Here is a 20,125-nt window from a genome sequence, read left to right as displayed (position 1 = left end):
GGGAACTGTTGGCGGGTGACCAGGGCGTAGGCGGCTCGTACGATGACGGCGTGAGCGGTGCAGGTGGATGGGGTGTCGTCGGGGTGCCATCGAGTGCCGGAGGTCACACGCCCGGAATGGACCTCGCGCCCGCCGCGATCAGGGCTGCAGGCCTGATACCTCGCCTCGAAGCGCGTGGCCAGGCCGTCTGTGACTTCGGCGATGTTCGCGCGTCACGGCGGCGACCCGATCCGGACAACCTGGATCGGCAGAACATCGGCGAGGTGCATCGGGTCGCATCGGAGACCGCGGGTGCCGTCGCCGAAGTTCTCTCAGCGGGCCTCACACCGTTGGTGATCGGCGGCGACTGCACCGTGACGCTCGGAGTGGTGGCCGGCTTCCGCAGCGCCGACCGCCCGACCGCACTGCTCTACATGGATGGCGGTCCGGACCTCTACACGCCGGGCGGCATCGCGTACGGCAATGTCGACGCCATGGGGCTCGCCCACCTCCTGGGCCTCCCGGGCAGCGATCCGCTGCTCACCACGCTGCAAGGCGCGCACCCGCTGCTGCGTCCAGACGAGGTAGTGCTGTACGGCGACGCGCTGCCGGAGGACGGTGAGGATCTCGAGCGGACGGTCGCCGAACAGCTGGGGCTCGTCCGGGTGCCGGCGACGCGCATCCATGAGGACGCAGAAGACGCGGCTCGCACAGCGCTGCGAGCCGCGGAGCGCGCGGGCGCGCGCTTCGTCGTGCACTTCGATGTGGATGTGCTCGGCCACGTGCACCTGCCCCTGGCGAACATGCCGAACCCGGACTCCGAACCGTGGGGTCTCACCACCGAGGAGGTCGTGACCAGCCTGAGGGCCTTCTGCCGCAGCGACCGGTTCGCCGGCGTCGTCCTGACGGAGGTCAACCCCGCGAACGCGCCGGACCTGTCCGCGATGGTGGACTATGTGGAGCTGGTCGCGAGCGGTCTCGACACCGCGCGGTTCCGTGCGTGACGTCTCGGATCATCGGTCGGATTCGATTGCGAAGGTGTTGCCGTCCGGGTCTTGGAACCAGGCGATCCGCCCGCCGCCGGCTCTTTCGGTGATGCCGCGCGAGTCGTGGTCGAGCCCCTCGTAACGGGCGAATCGGACGCCGGCCGCGGTGAGTTCGTCGACGATCGCGTCGAGGTCGTCGACGTACCAGGTCGCCATCGTCGCCTCTGACTTTCCCGCAGTGGCCGACTGGAACACGTTGAGGGCCACCTCGCCGCCGGATCGATAGACGCGGCTCCCGTCGGTGATGTTCGCGCTCGGTCCGGACTGCACCAACGGCAAACCGAGCTTTCCCTCGTAGAACTCGACGGCCATTCCGATGTCGGACACGGCGATGGAGGTGCGCACGGGAAAATCACTGAGCGGCATGGTCAGTGTCTACTCCCCCCGGCCTCAGCGAGGCAATCGCATCGTGCGGCAGGTCCGTTAGCGCTCCCTCACCCGGCGGTAGGTCAGCAGGAGGCATCCTCCCGATCGCTCGCACTCCGCCAACTCGAAGGCGCGCAGCGGTGCATCGTCGGAGAAAAGGCGCTTGCCGTGTCCGGCCAGCGTTGGAGCGACGAGGAGCCGGAGTTCGTCCACCAGGTCGGCCTCAAGCAGTGCACGGGCGAGGCTCAGGCTGCCGTGGATGCCGATGTCTTCGCCTGGTCGCGTCTTCAGTTCGCTCACAAACCCAGCCGGCGGTTCCGTGACCTGCGTCGCGTTCGCCCAGCCCACGAAGGCGCCCAGGGTGAGGCGCACCCCCAGGAACTCCGCCTGGGGCGGCACCGGAGCCTCCGACGCCTGTGACTCGGGCCCCTGAATGCCGGCGTGCGACCCGTCGGCGTCCTCCCAGAACACGAGATCCCAGTGGACACGGGCGACCGACGTCATCGTCGTCGTGTCGGTACTGCGGCTCCGCCAGACCCGCTCAACCCACGCGGACTCGGACGCCCGGTGCTCGAATTCGAGGGTCATGCGCGCTCCTTGGTGTGCCGGCTACCAGGTCTGCTCCGCCGCCCGCACCAGCAGCTCGTTCACGGCCACCCGGCGCGGCCGGGTCACCATGTATGCCACGGCATCCGCGATGTCCGCCGGCTGTAGAGCTTCGATCGTCGCGAGTTGACGCTCCGTCGCCTCGCGGACGGCCGCCGAGTTGTGAGTGACCAGCTCAGTGTCCACCGTCCCCGGCTCGATCACGCCGACACGCACGCGTTGCGGCACGAGTTCCTGTCGCAGGGCCTCCGAGAACGCGTTGACCCCGAACTTCGTCAGGTTGTAGACGCTGCTCCCTGGCCGCGCCACCCGGCCCGCGGTCGAGCTGATCGTCACCACGTCCGCCACTCCTCTGGCGGAATCCTCCGCCGCCCGCACCAGGTGCGGCAGCGCGGCGTGGGTGACGGCGAGCACGCCGTTGACGTTGATGGAGAGCATCCTCTCCCAGTCGTCCAGACTCGCCTGCTGTGCGGGCCCCAGCAGCATCACGCCCGCGTTGTTGACGAGGATGTCGAGCCGGCCGAGCGATTCGACGGCCTGCTCCACTGCGGCCTCGGCGGATGAGCGGTCGGAGACGTCACCCTCGACGACGACCGCACGGCCGCCGGCCTCCACGATGTCGGCCGCGACAGCATCCAATCGTTCCCGGCGACGCGCGACGAGCGCGACCGCGGCACCTTCACGGGCGAGGCGGCGCGCTGTCTCAGCGCCGATTCCGCTGCTCGCGCCGGTCACGAGTGCGACGGTCCCGTCCAGAACTCCGCTCACAATGACTCCATCTCTCTAGAGGTTGCATGGTCGCGATAATCGCTGGGGGTGAGAGACACCCGGTTCACCGTCAATCGAATCCAACAGCCGCCGCGCAAGCGCTTGCACCTCGGTGTCCTTCCAGGTCAAGGACCTCTTACCGTCGTCGGAGACCGGCACGATTGGAATATCCCTGGTGCCGTAGCCACTACGCACGCTCAACACGATGGCAAGCTCGACCCGCGGATACGGCGGAGACGATCGCGTTTCACGAACGGATATGGCTTCAACGCTCGACACCGGAATCTCCCAGACGAGTTCCTGGCGACGCTGGCCGATCAACCTCACCTTGCCCGCTTGGACCGCCACCACATAGGCGACCGGGAGGTGCCGTATGCCGAACGCTTTCAGAGCCTGTTTGGTCGTCGGGAATCGCATGGCGCGCACAGCAGAGCTGTCGGGGAAGAGCGTCAGCAACTCGGACATGTTCGGAGCCTATGGGCAATCGGTCTCAGCGCCAGCCATCCTGACACCGCTCCCCCCTCCGCGCCACACTGGACGCATGACGACCAACCGACCGAAACAGCTCCGCCTGATCATCGAGACCGACGACTTCGACGGTGCCCTCCGCTTCTACCGGGATGTGCTCGGGATGCCGGAGCAGGCGGCGTTCGCCACCGAGGGCGATGACCGGGTGGCGATCCTCCATGCCGGCATCGCGACCATCGAACTGGCGACGCCTGCTCACGCCGCGAACATCGACGTGGTCGAGGGGGTGCCGGAGTCGGCCGCGCATTCTTTACGCATCGCCCTCGAGGTGGATGACACCCCGGCCGCCGTCGCCGCGGCCGAAAACGCAGGGCTGGCCTCGATCGCGCCTCCCATCGAGACGCCGTTCCGCAGCCTGAACGCGCGCATCCAAGGACCGGCGGGGTGGCAGATCACGTTCTTCCAGGAGCTCGAGCCGCTGGAGACGCGTGAGACGCGCGAGGGGTTCACCACGGACGACCAGCGCGAGCGCTGAGAGAGCTAGCCGGCGGGCTTGGTGGCGATCCCGTCCAGCCACAGGGTCTCCGACTCGTCGCGGTGGACGCCGTCCGTCCCGACGTGCTTGGTGCTGATCGTCGGGCCTTTCTGGATGACGTGCACCAGCGCCATCCCGTGCCCACGGCCGAGGTCGTAGTCGTCCTTCAGCCAGCTCAGGATGTCGCCCGCCTTGACACCGGGTGCGTCGAGCCCCTTCTCATGCGCGATGTCGACCAGTTCGCGCGGGGTGAGGCCGGTCTTCTTCTCGATGGTGTCCAAGTACGCCTGAAATGACATGGGTCCTGTCTAGCCGCACACCGCACCTCGGCGCTACTTTGCGCACATCCCGAGCCTGTTCGTGCGACTCACGCAGCGCTCCTGGAGGGCATCGTGGCCGTTACACCCGAAAACCGCCGCGCGGCGGAAGAGAAGCCGGACGAACCGTACGCCTCAGAGGCGCTCGACCGGGTCTTCGACCTGGATCTGAGGAAATCGCGGAACGCCTACCTGCGTGCTTCGCGGCGCGCTGAACAGGTGGCCGAGGTCGTCTCCCGTGACGAGCGGTTCGCCAAGCTGACGGCTGCGATCGGGCGGCTGGAGGCGCCGGTCTCGATCCCGCGGGAGGCGAATCCGTCGCCGGGCGAACTGCACACTCTCAGCCTCGTGACGACAGGCAGCAGCGATCGGCTGTTCTTCGCCGCTCCCCCGTACGACGTGACCTGGACCACGTTCCAGCCGCCCGGGGCGGCCGGCACTGCGGCACGCGGTCCGAGCGTCAATAAGCAGCAGGCCAGCATGTTCATCGACCTCACCGAGACCTACGTCGACCGGCCGGTCGCCGAAGGCGGCTGGATGTACGCCGGCGCAGGTCTCGGGCTCTGGTTCAAACCGAAGGCACCGAACACCTACGTCCGCGTCTCCGGGTTGGTGGAGTACTCGTACGACTGGGCGGACAGCTCCAGCCTGCAGGTCGCGCACAACCGCGCACAGCTGGCCGTCATGGTGCAGCACCGGCGCGGGCCCGGCGATATGGAGACGATTCTGGACACCCGCGACCAGCTGTGGTCCGACGGCACCTCCTGGTACGAGGACCACAGCGACAGCGGGGACGGCTACTGGCCCAACCAGAACTTCTTCTGGGGCACCAGCAACGACTGGTACCTGGTGTGGTTCTGGATGAACGGCGGAATCGACTTCTCGACCAAAGACACGATCGGGTCGAGCAAGGCGTTCCAGTCGTGGCACGCGCGGGTGCCGCTGATGGTCTTCGAGGAGTGGGCCTGACCGATCGCAGCCGCCTCTGTGGGTCTCGCGTTCAGTCGGTGATGGCGAACAAGATGAGAACAGCGGCCGAGAAGAGGCCGGCGAGGATGTTCGCGTAGCCGATGACGAGGCCCGTGATGGCCATGCCGCGACCACTCTGGCCGGTCCTGCCGATCTGCACGAGTGCGATGTGACCGGTGATGACCCCGACCAGGCCGATGAAGAACGACGAGATCAGGGAGATGATCGACAGGGTGTTCGTTCCCCGCTGGCGAGCGGGGGCGCTCGCCGGGTGAGGGGGAAGCTGGGTATCGGGTGCAGCGGACATGGGATGCTCCATTCACAGGGTGTGTTCGTGTGGAGCGCTCGTGGGCTCCACCACCCGATGAAGAAGACGCCATTCCGTGCGTTTCATGACGCGAACAGCTCCGTCGCGTCACGTCTCGTTATGCCTCGTCACGTCGACGCGTGAGGTACGCGACCTCGGCCGTATTGCCCGCCAGTCGGATCGCGGCGTCGTAGGCCGCTCGGGAGGCGCCTGGCCGACCAAGCCGCGCGAGCAGCCCTGCTCGCGCGCCATGGTACGCGTGGTACCCGTCCAGCGCAGGGCCGAGCTCGTCGATGAGGGCGAGTCCAGCCTCCGCCCCGTCCCGCTCCCCCACGGCGATCGCCCGGTTCAGGCGTACGACCGATGAGCCGTCGAGCCGGAGCAGCTGGTCGTAGAGAGCGACCACCTGGCTCCAGTCGGGCGCGTCCCCGTCAGTGTGGACGGCATTGATGGCGGCAAGTAGTTGGTAGCGGCCCGGCGCCTTTCCGGCGGCCAGGCGCTCGCGCACGAGAGCGTGCCCTTCCTCGATGAGTGCCGCATCCCACAGACCGCGATCCTGCTGGGCCAGCGGCACCAGCTCCCCCGACGATGACACTCGCGCGGAACGGCGTGCGTCCGTGAGCAGCATGAGCGCCAGCATCCCGGTCGCCTCTCCGTCGTGCGGCAGCAGCCCGTGAACCAGGCGGGCCAGCCGGATCGCCTCCCGCGTCAGTTCCTCCCGTACCGGTGCGGTGTCCGGGCCGGTGGCGAGGTAGCCCTCGTTGAAGATCAGGAACAGCACGGCGAGGACGCCGGTCACCCGGCCCGGCAGATCGTCCGCTGCCGGAACGCGATACGGGATGCCGGCGGCCTGGATCTTCGCCTTGGCCCGGGTGATGCGCGCGCCCATCGTGGTCTCCTGCACCCGGAACGCGCGGGCGATCTCCGGCACGCTGAGCCCGCCCACCATCCGCAGCGTGAGGGCGACACGGGCTTCGGCCGCCAGCGCAGGGTGGCAGCAGATGAAGATCAGGCGCAGCCGGTCGTCGTCGATCACGCCGAGTGGATCGGGCTCCGTCTCGTACACGAGCATCGCCTCCCTGTGTCGCGCATCGCGGGTGCTCTCGCGGCGGATGCGGTCGATCGCTTTGCGGGTCGCTGTGGTGGTGAGCCAGGCTCCCGGTTGCGGCGGGATGCCGTCCACCGGCCAGCGCTCGGCCGCGGTCGCGAACGCCTCGGCTGCGGCCTCTTCGGCTGTGTCGAGGTTGCCGAACCGCTTGGCGAGGGTTGCCACCACCCGCGCCCACTCGTCGCGGTGGGCGCGGGTGAGGGCCGCGTGCGCGTCGATCACGGCTCCAGCAGAGGGCGCACCTCGAGCCGGCGATTGCAGGCTTTCGAGCCTTCGCCCATCAGCTTCAACGCCACGTCGAGATCGGGTGCCTCGATGATCCAGAAGCCGGCCGCCCACTCCTTCGACTCGACGAAGGGGCCGTCGGTGAAGGCCGGCTCATCCCCTCGGCCGTCGATCACCGTCGACACGGTCGGGTCGGCCAGCCCGGCGCCGAAGACCCAGTGGCCGCCGGCGCGCAGCTTGTCGTTGAACGCGTCGATGGCGACTGCTTCCTCCTCGGTGCCCGAGTTGCTGCGGCTGTCGATGACGTTCACCAGATACTGCATGTTCGCTCTCCCTCTCAATCCGCGTTCCGGGGCTTCGGACCGACGCCCTCGGGGATCTCGCCGTGCACGTGCGGTGCGTACACGAGCTTCTGGGTCCGCCCGTCGAGCACGGTCGACTCGAGGAGGTCCAGGTCGAACTCCGCGCCGCCCTGGAAGAGGGAGGCGTATCCCGCACGGCCGGTGATCGCCGGGAACATCATGATCTCGATCCGGTCGACCAGCCCTGCGGCGAGCAGCGCCCGGTTCAACGAGATGCTGCCGTGCGAGCGCATCGGAACGTCGGTGGTCCGCTTCAGGCGCTCGATCGCCGTCACGGCGTCCTCGTCGATGACGGTCGAGTTCTGCCACTCCAGCGGCTCCTGGAGGGTGCTGGAGAAGACGATCTTCGGAAGCTCGTTGAGGCTGCCGTAGTACGGCTCGTCGAACAGCGTGACGAACTTCCGGAACTGACGGAACGTGGTGGCGCCGAACACGAGCACCTGATCCTGGGCGAAGGTGCGGACGCGGTCCTCGATCACTTCGGGCCCTTCCTTGCCCCAGTATCCGGGCCAGCCCTCGGCCGAGCCGTACCCGTCGACGCTGCAGAAGAAATCGACAGTGAGAGTAGTGCTCATGGTGGTGCTCCCCTTCGTTCGTGCCACCTCCCGTGGGCGGCTTCACTCCTGCTACGAACGCGGCGGCGCCGATTCAACAGTCCGGTCTGAAATATTTGTCGCCTTGACGTGACGCGTGAAGAAAGCGCGCTCGAAACCGTCGTCCGTGCGACGACCCGTCTCGACGAATCCACGCCGCGGGTAGTACGCCAGGTTCTCGACCATCGTCACGTGCGTGTACAGCCGGACCTCGTCGACTCCGGCTTCCCGGGCACGGTCGTCCGCGATGGCGAGCAGCCGGCTCCCCAGCCCCATGCCGCGCTCGCTCGCGGCGACGGCGATGTTCTCGACAAGGATGTGGTCGGGATGCTGGGACAGGATGAGCAGCCCGACGATCGTGCCATCGCGGCGGGCCACCAGCGCGCGGCCGTCCGCGACGATGGCGGCGTAGTCCTCCAGTAGCGGTCCGGGCTTCCTTCCGATGCGTTCCACGTACGGCTCGTAAGCCTCGCGCACGAGCTCCTCCACCGCGGGAACGTCGACGGCGACGGCGGGGGTGATCTGGATCCGGACGTCCATGCCGATCAGGGTAGAGCACGGCTGCTCTCCGGCGTAGCGTCGAAGCATGCTGATACTGGTGATCGTCCTCGTCGTCCTGTGGGTCATCCTCGCGATCGTCGGGTTCGCCATCAAGGGTCTGCTGTGGCTGGGCATCATCGGGATCGTTCTGGTGCTCGGGACGCTCGTCATCGCCTTCGTGCGGCGCTCGGCGCTGTCGAAGCGCGCCGGCGCGAAGCGCGACCCTCGGCCGAAGGCTTAAGACCAGGGCTTGCGTGGGGCGGCCGCGCCGTCACGCGCCGACCGCCTCCCACACCGGGCGGCAGATCGCCTCCACACGGTCGCACACCTGCGGGAGGGCATCGGGGTCGGCGGCTGTGACGATGTCGTCGAGCTCGCGCATCCCGGCGTAGTCGAGCAGCCGCTTCTCGTTGGTCACCCACTCCCCCTGCGCCGCGAGCACCGCGTGTGCGGTCTGGAGGGCTGCGACGGTGAGGGTGGACACGCACTGCGCGACCCGACCCGCGGCGGCGTGCGACCGGGCATAGGACGCGTGCATCCGCGCGTTTCCCGACCACAGCCGCGGCGCGTTTCTCCGCAGGGCCGGCGGATAGGACGGCCTCGGGACCTCGCCGTGCAACGGCCGCGCGATCGCAAGCTCTGCCAGCAGGAGGTAACCGGGGATGCCCGCCAGATGGAAGGCGAGCGGCTCGATGTGAATGCGGCCGGCCTCGGCATCCGCCCACTCACGATCCACCACGTCGAGGTCGCGCCAGTGCAGGTCAACGGGGACGCCGTCCACTCGCAGCCACGCGCCGCCGTTGAAGACTCCCCCGCCCCAGGCGCCCAGCTCGGCGACCTCGCCGGGGTAGCCCAGTGCACGGACCTCGGCCGGTTCGAAACGGCCGCGATAGTAGACGCCGAGATCCCAGTCGGACTCGTCGCGCGCCTCGCCGGTGGCGCGCGAGCCGCCCAGGGTGATCGCTTCGACTCCCTCGATCGCGGCCAGCTGATCGACGAGGCGCAGGAGTGACGGGTCCATGGACGCGATGCTAGCCGGGGCCCTGGCCTAGTCGCCGAGCAACTGAGTTGCCAGGGTGGATGCGAGCCACTCCTGGAAGCGAGCAGGCGTCCATCCCGAGTTCACGACCAGCTCTTGATAGACACCGGTCGCCGCGAAGGCGCGGTAGACCGCCTGCGCTTCCGCCAGCGGCACGACCAGTACGGATTCCACGGACGCGATCAGGCTGTCCATCACGCGGTTCCGGCCGCGGAGTTTCGACCGCAGCAGCGCCTGCGTCTCCGCGTCCTCGTCCATGGCGCCGTCGAGGATGCGGACCACGTCGAAGTCGGTCGAGTACAGGACGGTGAGCCACCGCGTGGCTCCGGCGACGCGTGCACGCTCCCCCGGCTCCTCGAGGATCTCGGCGGCTAGTTCCCGGGCACGGGCCCGCTCCAGCCAACGCTCGCAGATGACGTTGAGGATCTCGCGTTTGGCCCCATACGCCGCGTACACGGTACGGGTTCCGACCCCCGCCTCCTTCGCGATCGCCTCGATGCTCGTGACCGCGTAGCCGTCGCGAGCGAACAGCACCTGCGCGGCTTCGGCGATGCGCAGGCGGGTCTGCTGCGCCTGCTCCTGGCGATAGGACGATCCGGTCTTGACGTCGGCGTTCACGAGATCGATACTAGTGGTGCATTGAGTGCAGTGATACTGCACTCACCGCAGTAAAGGTGCAGACAAGGGAGTTGTCATGATCACCACACACACCGAGTCCACCGCACTCCACATCATGGAGCGCATGTTGAGCGAGGGCTTCGCGCAGGGCCGGACCGAGGTGGTGGACGAGCTCTGCTCCCCCGACCTCGTCGAGCACCAGTTCGGCCTCTCGGGAACGGGGGCCGACGCCATCGCCAAGGTCAAGAAGGGGATGACCGACGTCCACACCGCCTTCCCCGACCTCCGCTTGACGGTCGGCGACTGGGTCGAGCGCGACGACACCATCTGGGTGCGGGCGGAAGGATCGGCCACCAACACCGGCCCATTCTTCGGCCAGCCGACCGGTCTGCCCGTGCAGTTCACCGTCATGGATGTCGCACGCATCGCAGGCGGCCGGATCGTCGAGCACTGGGGCGTGCCGGACCGCTTCGAGATCCTCATCCGCCTCGGGCGGATCGAAGTGCCGACGGGTCAGCGCCCCTGATACAGCGCCCCTGACTCATCGCCCCTGACTCAGCCCACGTCGTAGGTCAGGTGCGTGGCGTTGCTGGTCACCACGACATCGCGCTGCACGAGTGTTCGCGGGACCGGGTTGCGGAACAGCGGCGTGCCCGATCCCAGCAGCACCGGCGCCAGGTGCAGGACCAGCTCATCCACCAGACCCTCGTTGACCGCGGAGCCGACGAGCTCGCCACCGCCCATGAGGACCACGTCGACGTTCTCCCCCCGTTTCGCGGACACGGCCTCCGCGCTCTCCCGGGCGGCGCTGACGGCGTCGGCCAGACCAGTCGTGACGAACGTCCAGTCGAGTTCGATGAGCCTGACCGACTCGGGCGCGGACCGGGTCACCACGAAGAACGGCGGCCGGCCCACCTCTTCGGCGCCGTAACCGACCTCGTCGCTCCACCCGTCAGGGCCGTCGACCACGTCGAACAGGGTGCGGCCCATGATGACGGCGCCGGAACGGTCCGTGCCCCGCTGCAGCAGTCTCCGTTCGTCCGGATCGTCGGAGAACGCCCAGGCGTGCAACTGCATTCCTCCGTCGCCCATGCCGTTGCGCACCCCCGCATTCGGACCGGCGACGAAGCCGTCGAGCGAGACCGAGATGTCGGCCACTACGCGCGTCATGCCGGTCACGCCCTGGCCAGCAGCTCGTCGAGCTTCTCGTAGCCTTCGACCACGCCGTGCTCCATGCCGGAGGCGATCATCTGCTCCAGGGCTTCCTTGGACGTGAAGACCGAGCGACCCACCAGGCGGGAGCGGTCGTTGCCGAGCGCCTCGAAGCGGGTGCGCTCCAGGCTCACCTCGCCAGGCGCTCCGAGGAACTCGAACGTCTGGATGATCAGCTCATTCTCGAGCACGGTGTGGATGACGCCCCGGAAGCCGTAGACACCGCCTTCCGGGTCGCGCTGCTCGAACCCGTAGGCACCGCCGGTGCGGAAATCCCACTCGGTGATGGTCGTCTCGAGGCGCCGGGGACCGATCCACTCGGCATACAGCTGCGGGTCGGTGTGGGCGCGGAACAGCGCCTGCACCGGCACCTCGAATTCGCGCGTGAGGTCGGCGTACGAGGTGCCCGGGACCGCGTCGATGATGACGGGATTGCTCATGATGATTCGTCCTTCTTCTACTGGGGTGAGGGTGGGGCGGCGTCGCCGTCGGGGCGACCCGGTGAGCGGGCGGCGAGGATGCCGTCGAGCTGCCGGTAGCGCGCTTCCGCGTCGAGGCGGTAGCGGTCGATCCAGGCGGTGAGCTGCTCGAGGGCGGCCGCATCCAGGTGGACGGGGCGGCGCTGCGCCTCCCGCGTCCGCCAGACCAGCCCGGCCGCCTCGAGAACACCGATGTGCTTCGACACCGCCTGGAGGGTGATCCGGAACGGCTCGGCGAGCTCCCCGACGGTCGCCGGCCCGCGGCTCAGGCGCGCGACCATCGCGCGTCGCACCGGATCGGCGAGGGCCGAGAATGCCCTGTCGAGTTCGTCATCGTCCACCATGGTCAACCGTCCGTTTAATCAACTACTTGATTGATTAAGAGTACGACCCGACCGGTCCCGCGTCAACACCTCCCCGCCCACTCACCCGACGAGGCGCGCCAGGTTCTCCAGCTCGTTGGCGCGGCCGGCCAACAGGCGCTCCGTCCACACCTCGTCGTGCAGCGGCTCCGCCTGCATGACGACACGGGTGCCCTCTTCCGTCGGCACCAGATCGACGACGGTCAGCTGCTCGTACGGGGCGTGATCGGGGACGAAGTCGATCAGCGACCGGTACGCGACGCGCGTCAGCTCGTCCAGTTCCGTGAACACCTTGCGGGATTCGGTGCTCAGAGGCATCCCGTTCTGCTCCATGAACGCGACCATCTCGGGTGCGATCGCCGTCATGGTGTAGACCAGCTCTTCCCCGGGCCTGAGGTCCAACTGCGACACGTCGGTGCGGAAGCCGTCCGGCGCCCACCACTGCGCGATACCCTCCGGTGTCGTCCACAGCCGCCAGACCGTCTCGACCGGTGCGGGAATGATTCTCTCGATCGTTTCCATGGTTTGCTCCTTCGCTCGGTCGAACGTTATATTCGTCGTGACGAATGTGTCAAGTACTGAATCGAGGTCACCGGATGGAGCTGACGAACGACGCTGTGCGGCAGGCGCTGGCGACGCTGTCCGAGCCGACGCGCTTCCGCATCCTGACCACGCTCGCCAGGCGCCCGCACACCGTCGGCGAGGTCGCCGCGGCGATCGGTGCGCTGCAGCCGCAGACGACGAAGCACCTTCAGGCGTTGGAGGCGGCCGGCGTCATCCGGATCCACCGCCTCGGCCGGCGACGGCTGGCCAGTGTCGACCGCGAGGTGGTGGCCGCGCTCGCCGACTGGCTCGGGCAAGTGGCCATCCCCTCGGCCGACGACGGGATCCTGGACGAGTACGTTCGCTCGGTCACGGCGGCCGAGGCGGCGGGAGCCGAGGGTGCCGCCGGCCCGACTCTGATTCGGCTGGCGCGAGCAGTGCCTGCTTCTCGGCAACGGCTGTGGGCCGCCTGGACCGACCCATCGGTGCTCGCCCGGTGGTGGGCTCCCCAGCACTTCACGGTGGTGCACTGCCGAATGGATGCCGTCCCCGGCGGCCGTGTCGAGCTCCAGCTGCAGGAGGGCGACGGCGCGCGCTACGCGTCCGCCGGCGTGGTGACGGAGGTGGAGCCCGGTCGGCGGCTCGTCTTCACTCTCGCTCCCCTGGGCGCCGATGGGGAGCCGCTGTTCGACGCTGTCCACGAGCTGGAACTGTCCGGCGAGGAGCCGTGCGTGCTCGAGCTGACCATCCGCGCCGACGCCCCGACAGAGGCGTCCGCCTCCATGACCGCGGGACTGGAGCCGGGCTGGACGCAACTGCTGGATGCGTTGGAGGAGGTCGTCACCGCGCCGGACGAGTGAGGGCGGTCGGACAGCTCGTCTCAGCCGGCCGACTCCCACAGCTCGATCGGGAGCCCCTCCGGATCGTGGATGCGGGCGAAGCTGCCGTACTCGCCATCCCACTCGGGCCGCCGCTCGACGGCAATGCCCGCCGCTTCCAGGGACGCGACCAGGTCATCCAGCTCCGTCACCCGGAGGTTAAGCATCAGAGGCTGATCGGCGGCGAAGTAGTCGGAGTCGGCCGGGAACGGCGCGAACACCGTCATGCCCGCCTCCTGGTGCCACACGGCATCCGACCCGGCGTCGATGCCCAGATGCTCCCGGTACCAGACCGCCCTGGCCTCCGGATCGCGGCTGCGGAGGAACACCCCGCCGATTCCCGTCACGCCCACCTCTGGCCTCCCCTCGTCGTGGGAATGAAGGTAGCGCATCCATCGCGGGCTGCTGCTGTGCTCATCCGCGTGCGTCGTACACCGTGAGCGCGGCCGGGCCCACCTGCTCGGCAGAGAGCAGCCGAAGCTGCGTCTCCGCGCCGAAGAGCCGCCGCCCCGCACCTACCGCGAGCGGAAAGGTCAGCAGGCGGTACTCGTCGACCGCGTCCTTCTCGGCCAGTTCCGTCGCCACCGAGCCACTGCCGATCACCACCACATCCCGGTCGGGAAGCGTCTGCCCCAGCCAGCGGCTGACCTCGCCGCCGATCGCCTCGGAGTTCGACCACGTGTCCTCTGGAAGCGCCCGCTCGGTCACCACCGCCTTGCGCGCCTGGTTCATGGCCCGCGAGAAGTCATCGTCGCGCGTGGGCCACAGCGTGGCGAAGTGCTCCCACGTCCGGCGGCCGAAGAGCAGCACCCCGGTCTCCAGGATGCTGCCCAGGCGGAACTTGTCCCCCGCGACCCCCTGCGGCCCGAACCGCATCGCCCAGCCTCCGAACGGCATGCCGTCGCTGCCGTCCGGGTCCTCCACCACGCCATCCAGCGTGATGAACTGCACCACGATCACTCGTCTCATCGTCCGTCTCCCTCATGTCGGTGGATGCTTCACCAGGACATACGGTCGGCGGACTCGAAACTCATCGCTGCGGCAGCGCCGACCTCTCGAACAGCGCGAAGAGGCGCGCATCCTGATAGACGAGGACGTGCCCGATCACGCCGCCGCTGTCGGCGCCGTCGACACCGTCGGCGCCGTCGAAGAGCTGGACCGTGTGCGGCTCGGCGGCGTCGCCGGTGCCCCGATAGAGCAGGAGACCGCTCTGGCCGTTCGCCGTGATCGGCGTGGTCGACCACGCGGTGCCCCGCCAGTCGAACAGGTGCGCCATGAAGGCGGCGTACGGTGTGCGGCCCAGCGACCACTCCGGCACAGGCGGCATCTCGAACACCACATCGTCCGCTACCAGCGACGCGAGCGCCGCGACGTCGGCCCGCTCGATGGCGCGTGCGTACCGCTCGACGGCGTCGGAGGCCAGTGGAGCCGCCCGCTGAGTCCCCGCCCGAATCGCCGCCCGCGCACGCTGAAGCGACGAGTTCGCCGACGCTATCGACACCTGGAGCACGTCCGCGGTCTCGGTCGCGGAGAGCCCGAGAATGTCGCGGAGGACGAACGCCCCGCGCTGCGTCGGCGAGAGCGCCTGCAGCATGGCGGTCACCGCGAACCGCACCTCCTCGCGGCGCTCGGCCGACGCTTCGGCCTCCGACCCGCCCATCCACCCGGATGGTGCCGGAAGCAGCCACGGCACGTCGAATGCGGGAACAAGCGGTGCCCCGGCCTCCAGTCCCGGCTCCCGCAGGTCCCGCGGGAGCGGACGGCGAGGGGTCTCGCGCAACCGGTCCACGCACACGTTGTGCGCGACCCGATACGCCCAGGTCGCGAACGACGCACGGGCGGGATCGAACGAGTCGCGGGAGCGCCAGAGTCGCTCCATCGCATCCTGGACCGCGTCCTCCGCCTCGAACGGGGAGCCCAGCAGCTGGTACGAGAACGCCAGCAGCCCACGACGGACGCCCTCGAGTTCTGCCTCTCCGAACGCCGCCATGGGCCGATCCTAGTGAGTCGCCGGTGGGCCACCCGTCAACTGTTGACGGTTTCTGTCCTCCGAATTGAGGACACCCCCACCGGCCGGATAGCGTTGTGAGTACCCGGGGATGCCGCCCCAAGCGGAAACGAATTCGTGAACGAAGACGTCTCAACCCGACGTGGACGGAACGGCATCCCGGGAAACCCCCACTGCGCTCAGACCCCGCTCATCCCGGTGTCGCCCGCACTGTGGTCGACCAGCGGCTGCACCTGGACACCGCTGTGATCGTGCCGGGCCTCCGCGAGCCCCGAGGCGAGAGCGACCGCGGCCGCCTGATCGGGGACGTCGATCACGTAGAAGCCGCCGACGACCTCCTTGGCCTCGGTGAACGGTCCGTCGACAGCGACCGGCTCGCCGTCCTCTCCGCGCCGCACCGTGACGGCCGTGACCGAACCCTGCAGCTCGCCCGACGCGAGAACGGCATTCCCCGCCTTCGTCCGGAACTCGCCGTGCGCAGCATCGATCTCCGCACGCTCGGACGCCGACATCGCATTCCAGCGCTTCTCGTCGCCGTGGATCAGGATGATGAATTCACTCATGGTGTAGCCCTTCGTCGTGGTGGATGATCTCCTGACATGACGTCGAACGGAAGCGGCGCGAATCGACAGGGGGCACCGGTCAGGCGACCCGGTCGAGCACGATGAGCGGCGTCAGGTAGTGCTCCGTCACTGTCCCGCCGAGGTCGCGCGCGTTGCGTGCCGCCTCGTCCGCCTCCTCGGATGTCCAGTCGCTGAAGGTCGTGAAGAGGGCGCGGACGACCTCCTCGTCGAGGTCGATCGTCCAGCGGAACTCGTCCATCGCCGCCACCGCGAAGAGCCCGCCCACCTCGAGGAGACGCGCCCACTGCGCAGTGTCCGACTCTCCCGGAACCGGACGCGGCGGGGCGTTGCGCCGCGCGACGATCTCCTGCATCCGCCGCCGGAACGGCGTGGGCGGGACCGACTCGTCGCCGTAGGCGTTCCGCCAGACGGCGAGGCGGCCGCCCGAAGCGAGGGCCGCGTGCAGCTTCGGCAGCACCACGTCCAGGTCGAACCAGTGCACGGCCGTGGCGATCGTGACAACGTCGAATGCTGCCGGCGGGAGGTCGGCGCCCTCCGCCGTCGTCTGAAGAACCCGGACGGACGGGAGCCGCTCCCGAAGGCGCGCGGCCAGAGCGGCACCCGGCTCGATGGCGGTGACGTGCATCCCGGCGCTCACCAAGGCTTGGGTGGCCTGCCCGGTGCCCGCCCCCACGTCGAGCGCGCGCTTCCCCTCGGACAGCAAGCCGAGAGCCCTCAGGCGCTCCCAGAGCGCGTCGGGATACGGCGGCCTGGCACGGTCGTACAGGTCGGCATGCCGGTCGAAGTGCATCGGGTCAGGCATGGATGCGACTGTACCCGCGGCGGAGCCGCCAGGCTTGTGGAGGTCGTGAGCCGGAGCAGGGCTGGGTCGAGGGGCTGGTCGAGGACGTCGCTCGGGTAGATGATGCGTTCACGACCTGGAAGGACGCTCATGGACAACGCAGCAGACCGCGACGGAACCTCGAACGGCGCGGAGTACCCGGACGACGCGGGATACCCGGACGGCGCCGGGACGCTCGACGAAGGCACGGGCGCCTTCCGCACGGGGCCGACGGGCGACGAGGCGGCCGATGACGGTGGCCGCGACGACACGGGCCAGGAAGGCGAAGAGATCGTCGAGGAGCTGACCGAATTCGACGCACCCGACGCACGGGACGAATAACGGCGGGCTGGCGCCGCGTCAGCTCGGGACGGCGGCGACCGCCTCGATCTCGACCAGTGCGCCCGGCCGCCCCGGAGCGACCGTCAGCACGGTGACCGCCGTCCGGTGATCGCCCCAGACAGTCCGCGTGGCACCGTACGCGTCGGTCGGGTCTATCCCGGGCGCCAGGTGGATGGTCAGCTTGGCGACGTGCTCCGGTCCGCTTCCCGCCTCGGCGAGCACGATCAGGAGGTTGCGCAGCGCCTGCTCGGTCTGCGCCTGCAACCCGTCGAGCAGCGCGCCTTCCGCATCCACGCCGTTCTGACCCCCGACGAAGAGGATGGGCCCGGCGGGCACGATCATCCCCTGCGCGAAGGCCGGGCTTCGGTGCAGCTGCGGCGGATCGACCGCGATCGGTGTGTCGGACATGGCGCCCCCTTCTTCTTCGGTGTGACATCCACTCTCCCGCCGACCGCCGACATCCGTACGGGCGCGCTGCGGCGCGCCGTCCTGAAAACAGGACCGGCAGGTAGAGTGGTGGGGTGAACCCGCTCGTCTCTGAGCCCAGTGCGCCCTCTGCGGTCGCCGGGCGTCTGGAGGTCGTCGGCGCGCATCGCGCCGGCGCGAGATAGCGCTGTCCCCTTCTCGGTGATTCCGCGCGCCCTCGGGCGCGACCCCGCCGCAGCGGCATGCCCGCCGGCGGTTCTCTCCGGCATCAGCCTGCCCGCGGCAGGTCGACCCATCGTCACGACAGACAGGCGTTCATCCATGCTTCCCCTGACCGAGCAACAGCTCCGCTCCTCCTTCGTCAACGCGTCCCAGCGCGAACGCAAGGAGCTCACCCTCCCCGATCTCGCGCAGGTGCGCTGGGACGACATCGACTTCCTCGGCTGGCGTGACCGCAAGCTCCCCGGCCAGGGGTACGTGGTCGCGCACATCGACGGCGAACCCGTCGGCGTCCTCCTGCGACAGGCAGAAGGACGGACCCGTTCGCGACCGCAGTGCTCCTGGTGCGAGGACGTCCACCTGCCCAACGACGTGGTCTTCTTCATCGCCAAGCGCGCCGGAAAAGCCGGACGGAACGGCAACACCCTCGGCACGCTGGTGTGCGCCGAGTTCCAGTGCTCGGCGAATGTGCGGAAGCGCCCGCCCACCGCGTACGTCGGATTCGACGTCGAGGCGGCACGGCTCCGGCGCATCGACGCCCTACGCGACCACGTCGATGCGTTCGTCCGCCGGGTTCAGGCCGACGACTGAACCCGACCCTGGAGGCGGTGGCGGCTTAGACCGCCACCGCCTCCATGAAGGGCTCATGGTGGTAGCCGGAGTCGTCCAGGATCGCGACGGTCGACTCCGGTACTTCGACGAAAGTCCCCGGTAGGTCGCTGAACGGCTCGGAGACCACGACTTTCGCGTTGTCTCCGAAGATCTGGAGCCGTTCCGCGTCCGGGTAGAGCTCGCGCAGCTCCGGAATCGCCACCGAGTGGAACAGGCTTCTGGTGTTGTGCGAAGTGGAGTATCGGAACGCCCATAGCGTGTGTCCGTCGCTCACCGCGACGGTGCCCTGCATGGGGAAGCTGATGCCCTTCTCGTGGCCCACCTTCTCCACCATCTGAACCGCCCGGCTGAGGCCGGCCACCGGGTCGTCCCTCAGGCCCAGGGTGAGCGCGAGGTAGAACAGCACCTCGGTGTCGGTGGTCCCATGGATGAGCGGGTACAGCGACGGGTCGACCGCGAAAGCGAGGTCGCGCTTCATCTCGCTGAACCCGTCGAGGAAGCCGTTGTGCATGAACAGCCAGTTCTCGTACCGGAAGGGATGGCAGTTCGTCTGCTGAATCGGCGGACCGGCCGCCGCGCGGACATGCGCGAAGAACAGCGGACTGGCGATGGCGCCGCTCAGCTCGCGCAGGTTCTCGTCGTTCCAGGCCGGCTCGATGCTGTGGTACAAAGCCGGGATGTTTCCGTGCGACGGGTCCTCGGGGTACCACCCGATGCCGAAGCCGTCGCCGTTCACGGTCTCCACCCCGAGTTCGGAGTTGAGTGACTGGGCGACCAGCGAATGCTGGCTGTTGAGGATGATTTCCGAGGGCTTCAGGGGCTCCCCGGTATACGCAAGCCAACGGCACATGAATGACCTCCTCGTCCTAGGTGGACGGGCTGAACATATCCCGCGCGAGGACCGTTCGGGAATACAGCAAATCGACGCATCGACCACCGTTCGGGATCGTTGTCAAGCTCTGGCCCTGAACTCGCCGGTCTACTTGGCTGGGCTTATGAAAACGCACGCGCGCTTCCTCCGCCAAGGGCTGGAGGTGTCGGAGATCTCGGACCACGAGTGGAGGGTCAGTGACACTCGGGTCGCGGCGGTGGGCGCGCCTCCGGTGGTGGGCTTCATCCTGCAGCTGGATGCGATGTTCGAGGTGACGCAGATCGGGCGGCCCGGCCAGCGCAGCTACTTCCGCTCCTTCGACGCGGCGCTCGACGCGCTGCACTCCTAGGCAAGGGTCGGTCGGCCCCGCTCCTTCGTGGGAACGGGGACCACGACCACAGGCACGAGTTGGTCATGGGCAAGCCGTGCGGCGACGGAGCCTGCGAGCCGGTCCTCGACGGCATTCGCGAAGCCGCGCCGCCGGGTGCCGACGACGATCAGCCGGGCCTCCACCTCGGCCGCGACCCGAGCGAGGGCTTTCGCCGGATCGCCCGCGAGGAGACGCAATGACCAATCCGTGGCGCCGGATGCGTCCAGCACCTCCGCAACGGCTGCTGTGAGGGCGAGCACCGCCTGCCCCTCCCCCGCACCGACCTCCGTGGGGTGCAGCGATTCACCGGCGACCGTGTCCGGCTTGTCCCATTCGGTCAGGTAGCTGTCCTCGCTGGCGTAGGCGCACAGCAGGGGCCGACGGAGCTCGCCGGCCAGGCGGGCGGCCTCCTCGACCACTATCCGGTCCTGTCCGCGGAGGACGCCGACCACGACGGCGCCCGCCGTCTGCGGCGACCCCGCGTCAGCCTCCGTCTCGACGGCGTCCGTCACGTCAGCCTCCGTCACGTCAGCGGCGGGTACCGACCCGTTCT

Annotated in this window: 33 protein-coding genes; 9 read left to right on the top strand and 24 right to left on the bottom strand. The window is 68.7% G+C overall.

What is annotated here, in order from left to right; translation table 11 throughout:
* Positions 1-50 precede the first annotated feature (50 nt).
* Entirely contained in the window at positions 51-983 is a 933-nt protein-coding gene (locus AB7E03_RS04015) for an arginase family protein (protein WP_489939541.1), read from the top strand.
* Positions 984-992: 9 nt separating this feature from the next.
* On the opposite strand, the gene AB7E03_RS04010 is transcribed toward AB7E03_RS04015, so the two are convergent.
* The 4 genes from AB7E03_RS04010 to AB7E03_RS03995 are packed head-to-tail and all read right to left on the bottom strand — an operon-like array spanning position 993 to position 3,230.
* Positions 993-1,391 carry a VOC family protein gene (locus AB7E03_RS04010; RefSeq protein ID WP_489939539.1) on the bottom strand — a complete coding sequence of 133 codons (399 nt, stop codon included), beginning with the start codon at positions 1,389-1,391 and terminating at the stop codon, positions 993-995.
* Positions 1,392-1,448: 57 nt separating this feature from the next.
* Positions 1,449-1,979, bottom strand: coding sequence for a dihydrofolate reductase family protein (locus AB7E03_RS04005; protein WP_489939537.1), 531 nt, complete (start codon positions 1,977-1,979; stop codon positions 1,449-1,451).
* 21 nt (positions 1,980-2,000) lie between these two features.
* Positions 2,001-2,765 carry an SDR family NAD(P)-dependent oxidoreductase gene (locus AB7E03_RS04000; protein WP_489939535.1) on the bottom strand — a complete coding sequence of 255 codons (765 nt, stop codon included), beginning with the start codon at positions 2,763-2,765 and terminating at the stop codon, positions 2,001-2,003.
* Between the two features lie 15 nt (positions 2,766-2,780).
* Positions 2,781-3,230 (bottom strand): hypothetical protein, encoded by a 450-nt coding sequence (locus tag AB7E03_RS03995; protein ID WP_489939533.1) that lies wholly within the window; start codon positions 3,228-3,230, stop codon positions 2,781-2,783.
* 76 nt (positions 3,231-3,306) lie between these two features.
* Between AB7E03_RS03995 and AB7E03_RS03990 the strand changes: the two genes are divergently transcribed.
* Positions 3,307-3,768 (top strand): VOC family protein, encoded by a 462-nt coding sequence (locus tag AB7E03_RS03990; RefSeq protein WP_489939531.1) that lies wholly within the window; start codon positions 3,307-3,309, stop codon positions 3,766-3,768.
* Between the two features lie 5 nt (positions 3,769-3,773).
* Here the strand turns inward: AB7E03_RS03990 and AB7E03_RS03985 are convergent, their stop codons facing one another.
* Entirely contained in the window at positions 3,774-4,067 is a 294-nt protein-coding gene (locus tag AB7E03_RS03985; protein WP_489939527.1) for a DUF4287 domain-containing protein, read from the bottom strand.
* Positions 4,068-4,160: 93 nt separating this feature from the next.
* Here AB7E03_RS03985 and AB7E03_RS03980 point away from each other — a divergent pair, with 93 nt between their 5' ends.
* Positions 4,161-5,054 carry a hypothetical protein gene (locus AB7E03_RS03980; RefSeq protein WP_489939525.1) on the top strand — a complete coding sequence of 298 codons (894 nt, stop codon included), beginning with the start codon at positions 4,161-4,163 and terminating at the stop codon, positions 5,052-5,054.
* A 31-nt stretch (positions 5,055-5,085) separates the two neighbouring features.
* Here AB7E03_RS03980 and AB7E03_RS03975 read toward each other — a convergent pair whose 3' ends face one another.
* The 5 genes from AB7E03_RS03975 to AB7E03_RS03955 form a co-directional block, all read right to left on the bottom strand.
* Positions 5,086-5,361, bottom strand: coding sequence for a DUF4190 domain-containing protein (locus AB7E03_RS03975; protein ID WP_489939523.1), 276 nt, complete (start codon positions 5,359-5,361; stop codon positions 5,086-5,088).
* Between the two features lie 118 nt (positions 5,362-5,479).
* Positions 5,480-6,691, bottom strand: a complete 1,212-nt coding sequence (locus tag AB7E03_RS03970) for an RNA polymerase sigma factor (RefSeq protein ID WP_489939521.1) — start codon at positions 6,689-6,691, stop codon at positions 5,480-5,482.
* Entirely contained in the window at positions 6,688-7,017 is a 330-nt protein-coding gene (locus AB7E03_RS03965) for a YciI family protein (RefSeq protein WP_489939519.1), read from the bottom strand. The genes AB7E03_RS03970 and AB7E03_RS03965 overlap by 4 nt, the downstream gene beginning before the upstream one ends.
* Before the next feature lie 14 nt (positions 7,018-7,031).
* Positions 7,032-7,631 carry a dihydrofolate reductase family protein gene (locus AB7E03_RS03960; RefSeq protein WP_489939517.1) on the bottom strand — a complete coding sequence of 200 codons (600 nt, stop codon included), beginning with the start codon at positions 7,629-7,631 and terminating at the stop codon, positions 7,032-7,034.
* A 51-nt stretch (positions 7,632-7,682) separates the two neighbouring features.
* Positions 7,683-8,189: a GNAT family N-acetyltransferase gene (locus AB7E03_RS03955; RefSeq protein ID WP_489939515.1), complete on the bottom strand. Its 507-nt coding sequence runs from the start codon at positions 8,187-8,189 to the stop codon at positions 7,683-7,685.
* Between the two features lie 46 nt (positions 8,190-8,235).
* Between AB7E03_RS03955 and AB7E03_RS03950 the strand changes: the two genes are divergently transcribed.
* Complete coding sequence (locus AB7E03_RS03950) at positions 8,236-8,430, top strand: hypothetical protein (protein ID WP_489939513.1); 195 nt, start codon at positions 8,236-8,238, stop codon at positions 8,428-8,430.
* 30 nt (positions 8,431-8,460) lie between these two features.
* Here the strand turns inward: AB7E03_RS03950 and AB7E03_RS03945 are convergent, their stop codons facing one another.
* Together AB7E03_RS03945 and AB7E03_RS03940 are read right to left on the bottom strand one after the other, a co-directional pair.
* Positions 8,461-9,210: a nucleotidyltransferase domain-containing protein gene (locus tag AB7E03_RS03945; RefSeq protein WP_489939511.1), complete on the bottom strand. Its 750-nt coding sequence runs from the start codon at positions 9,208-9,210 to the stop codon at positions 8,461-8,463.
* 27 nt (positions 9,211-9,237) lie between these two features.
* Positions 9,238-9,846, bottom strand: a complete 609-nt coding sequence (locus AB7E03_RS03940) for a TetR/AcrR family transcriptional regulator (RefSeq protein ID WP_489939509.1) — start codon at positions 9,844-9,846, stop codon at positions 9,238-9,240.
* 76 nt (positions 9,847-9,922) lie between these two features.
* Here AB7E03_RS03940 and AB7E03_RS03935 point away from each other — a divergent pair, with 76 nt between their 5' ends.
* Positions 9,923-10,372 carry an ester cyclase gene (locus AB7E03_RS03935; RefSeq protein WP_489939507.1) on the top strand — a complete coding sequence of 150 codons (450 nt, stop codon included), beginning with the start codon at positions 9,923-9,925 and terminating at the stop codon, positions 10,370-10,372.
* 29 nt (positions 10,373-10,401) lie between these two features.
* Here the strand turns inward: AB7E03_RS03935 and AB7E03_RS03930 are convergent, their stop codons facing one another.
* From AB7E03_RS03930 to AB7E03_RS03915, 4 genes are all read right to left on the bottom strand, one after another.
* Entirely contained in the window at positions 10,402-11,016 is a 615-nt protein-coding gene (locus tag AB7E03_RS03930; RefSeq protein ID WP_489939505.1) for a dihydrofolate reductase family protein, read from the bottom strand.
* Between the two features lie 5 nt (positions 11,017-11,021).
* Positions 11,022-11,498 (bottom strand): SRPBCC family protein, encoded by a 477-nt coding sequence (locus tag AB7E03_RS03925; protein WP_489939503.1) that lies wholly within the window; start codon positions 11,496-11,498, stop codon positions 11,022-11,024.
* Positions 11,499-11,515: 17 nt separating this feature from the next.
* Positions 11,516-11,881: an ArsR/SmtB family transcription factor gene (locus AB7E03_RS03920; RefSeq protein ID WP_489939501.1), complete on the bottom strand. Its 366-nt coding sequence runs from the start codon at positions 11,879-11,881 to the stop codon at positions 11,516-11,518.
* Between the two features lie 81 nt (positions 11,882-11,962).
* A complete protein-coding gene (locus tag AB7E03_RS03915) occupies positions 11,963-12,421 on the bottom strand; it encodes an SRPBCC family protein (protein WP_489939499.1) in 459 nt (152 codons plus the stop codon).
* Positions 12,422-12,495: 74 nt separating this feature from the next.
* Here AB7E03_RS03915 and AB7E03_RS03910 point away from each other — a divergent pair, with 74 nt between their 5' ends.
* Positions 12,496-13,302, top strand: a complete 807-nt coding sequence (locus AB7E03_RS03910; RefSeq protein WP_489939497.1) for an SRPBCC domain-containing protein — start codon at positions 12,496-12,498, stop codon at positions 13,300-13,302.
* A 20-nt stretch (positions 13,303-13,322) separates the two neighbouring features.
* Here the strand turns inward: AB7E03_RS03910 and AB7E03_RS03905 are convergent, their stop codons facing one another.
* From AB7E03_RS03905 to AB7E03_RS03885, 5 genes are all read right to left on the bottom strand, one after another.
* Positions 13,323-13,673, bottom strand: coding sequence for a VOC family protein (locus AB7E03_RS03905; protein WP_489939495.1), 351 nt, complete (start codon positions 13,671-13,673; stop codon positions 13,323-13,325).
* Between the two features lie 61 nt (positions 13,674-13,734).
* Complete coding sequence (locus AB7E03_RS03900; RefSeq protein WP_489939493.1) at positions 13,735-14,289, bottom strand: dihydrofolate reductase family protein; 555 nt, start codon at positions 14,287-14,289, stop codon at positions 13,735-13,737.
* Between the two features lie 61 nt (positions 14,290-14,350).
* The gene (locus AB7E03_RS03895) at positions 14,351-15,310 is read right to left on the bottom strand and encodes an RNA polymerase subunit sigma-70 (RefSeq protein ID WP_489939491.1); all 960 of its coding nucleotides are present in this window, start codon (positions 15,308-15,310) and stop codon (positions 14,351-14,353) included.
* 197 nt (positions 15,311-15,507) lie between these two features.
* Positions 15,508-15,891 carry a YciI family protein gene (locus AB7E03_RS03890; protein ID WP_489939489.1) on the bottom strand — a complete coding sequence of 128 codons (384 nt, stop codon included), beginning with the start codon at positions 15,889-15,891 and terminating at the stop codon, positions 15,508-15,510.
* 79 nt (positions 15,892-15,970) lie between these two features.
* Positions 15,971-16,714 (bottom strand): class I SAM-dependent methyltransferase, encoded by a 744-nt coding sequence (locus tag AB7E03_RS03885; RefSeq protein WP_489939487.1) that lies wholly within the window; start codon positions 16,712-16,714, stop codon positions 15,971-15,973.
* Positions 16,715-16,843: 129 nt separating this feature from the next.
* On the opposite strand from AB7E03_RS03885, the gene AB7E03_RS03880 reads away from it, so the two are divergent.
* Positions 16,844-17,074: a hypothetical protein gene (locus tag AB7E03_RS03880; protein ID WP_441782228.1), complete on the top strand. Its 231-nt coding sequence runs from the start codon at positions 16,844-16,846 to the stop codon at positions 17,072-17,074.
* Positions 17,075-17,092: 18 nt separating this feature from the next.
* Here the strand turns inward: AB7E03_RS03880 and AB7E03_RS03875 are convergent, their stop codons facing one another.
* Complete coding sequence (locus AB7E03_RS03875) at positions 17,093-17,482, bottom strand: RidA family protein (RefSeq protein WP_489939485.1); 390 nt, start codon at positions 17,480-17,482, stop codon at positions 17,093-17,095.
* A 339-nt stretch (positions 17,483-17,821) separates the two neighbouring features.
* Here AB7E03_RS03875 and AB7E03_RS03870 point away from each other — a divergent pair, with 339 nt between their 5' ends.
* Complete coding sequence (locus AB7E03_RS03870; RefSeq protein WP_489939483.1) at positions 17,822-18,310, top strand: FBP domain-containing protein; 489 nt, start codon at positions 17,822-17,824, stop codon at positions 18,308-18,310.
* A 25-nt stretch (positions 18,311-18,335) separates the two neighbouring features.
* On the opposite strand, the gene AB7E03_RS03865 is transcribed toward AB7E03_RS03870, so the two are convergent.
* Positions 18,336-19,181: a class II glutamine amidotransferase gene (locus tag AB7E03_RS03865; RefSeq protein WP_489939481.1), complete on the bottom strand. Its 846-nt coding sequence runs from the start codon at positions 19,179-19,181 to the stop codon at positions 18,336-18,338.
* A 145-nt stretch (positions 19,182-19,326) separates the two neighbouring features.
* Here AB7E03_RS03865 and AB7E03_RS03860 point away from each other — a divergent pair, with 145 nt between their 5' ends.
* Positions 19,327-19,551, top strand: coding sequence for a hypothetical protein (locus tag AB7E03_RS03860; protein WP_441782232.1), 225 nt, complete (start codon positions 19,327-19,329; stop codon positions 19,549-19,551).
* Here AB7E03_RS03860 and AB7E03_RS03855 read toward each other — a convergent pair.
* Positions 19,548-20,084 carry a universal stress protein gene (locus AB7E03_RS03855; RefSeq protein WP_489939479.1) on the bottom strand — a complete coding sequence of 179 codons (537 nt, stop codon included), beginning with the start codon at positions 20,082-20,084 and terminating at the stop codon, positions 19,548-19,550. The genes AB7E03_RS03860 and AB7E03_RS03855 overlap by 4 nt on opposite strands.
* Positions 20,085-20,125: the final 41 nt, after the last annotated feature.

The organism is Leifsonia sp. RCC_180 (genome assembly GCF_058138205.1).
The sequence above is the reverse complement of the archived record's forward strand: the minus strand, read 5'-3'. Positions and strand labels throughout refer to the sequence as shown.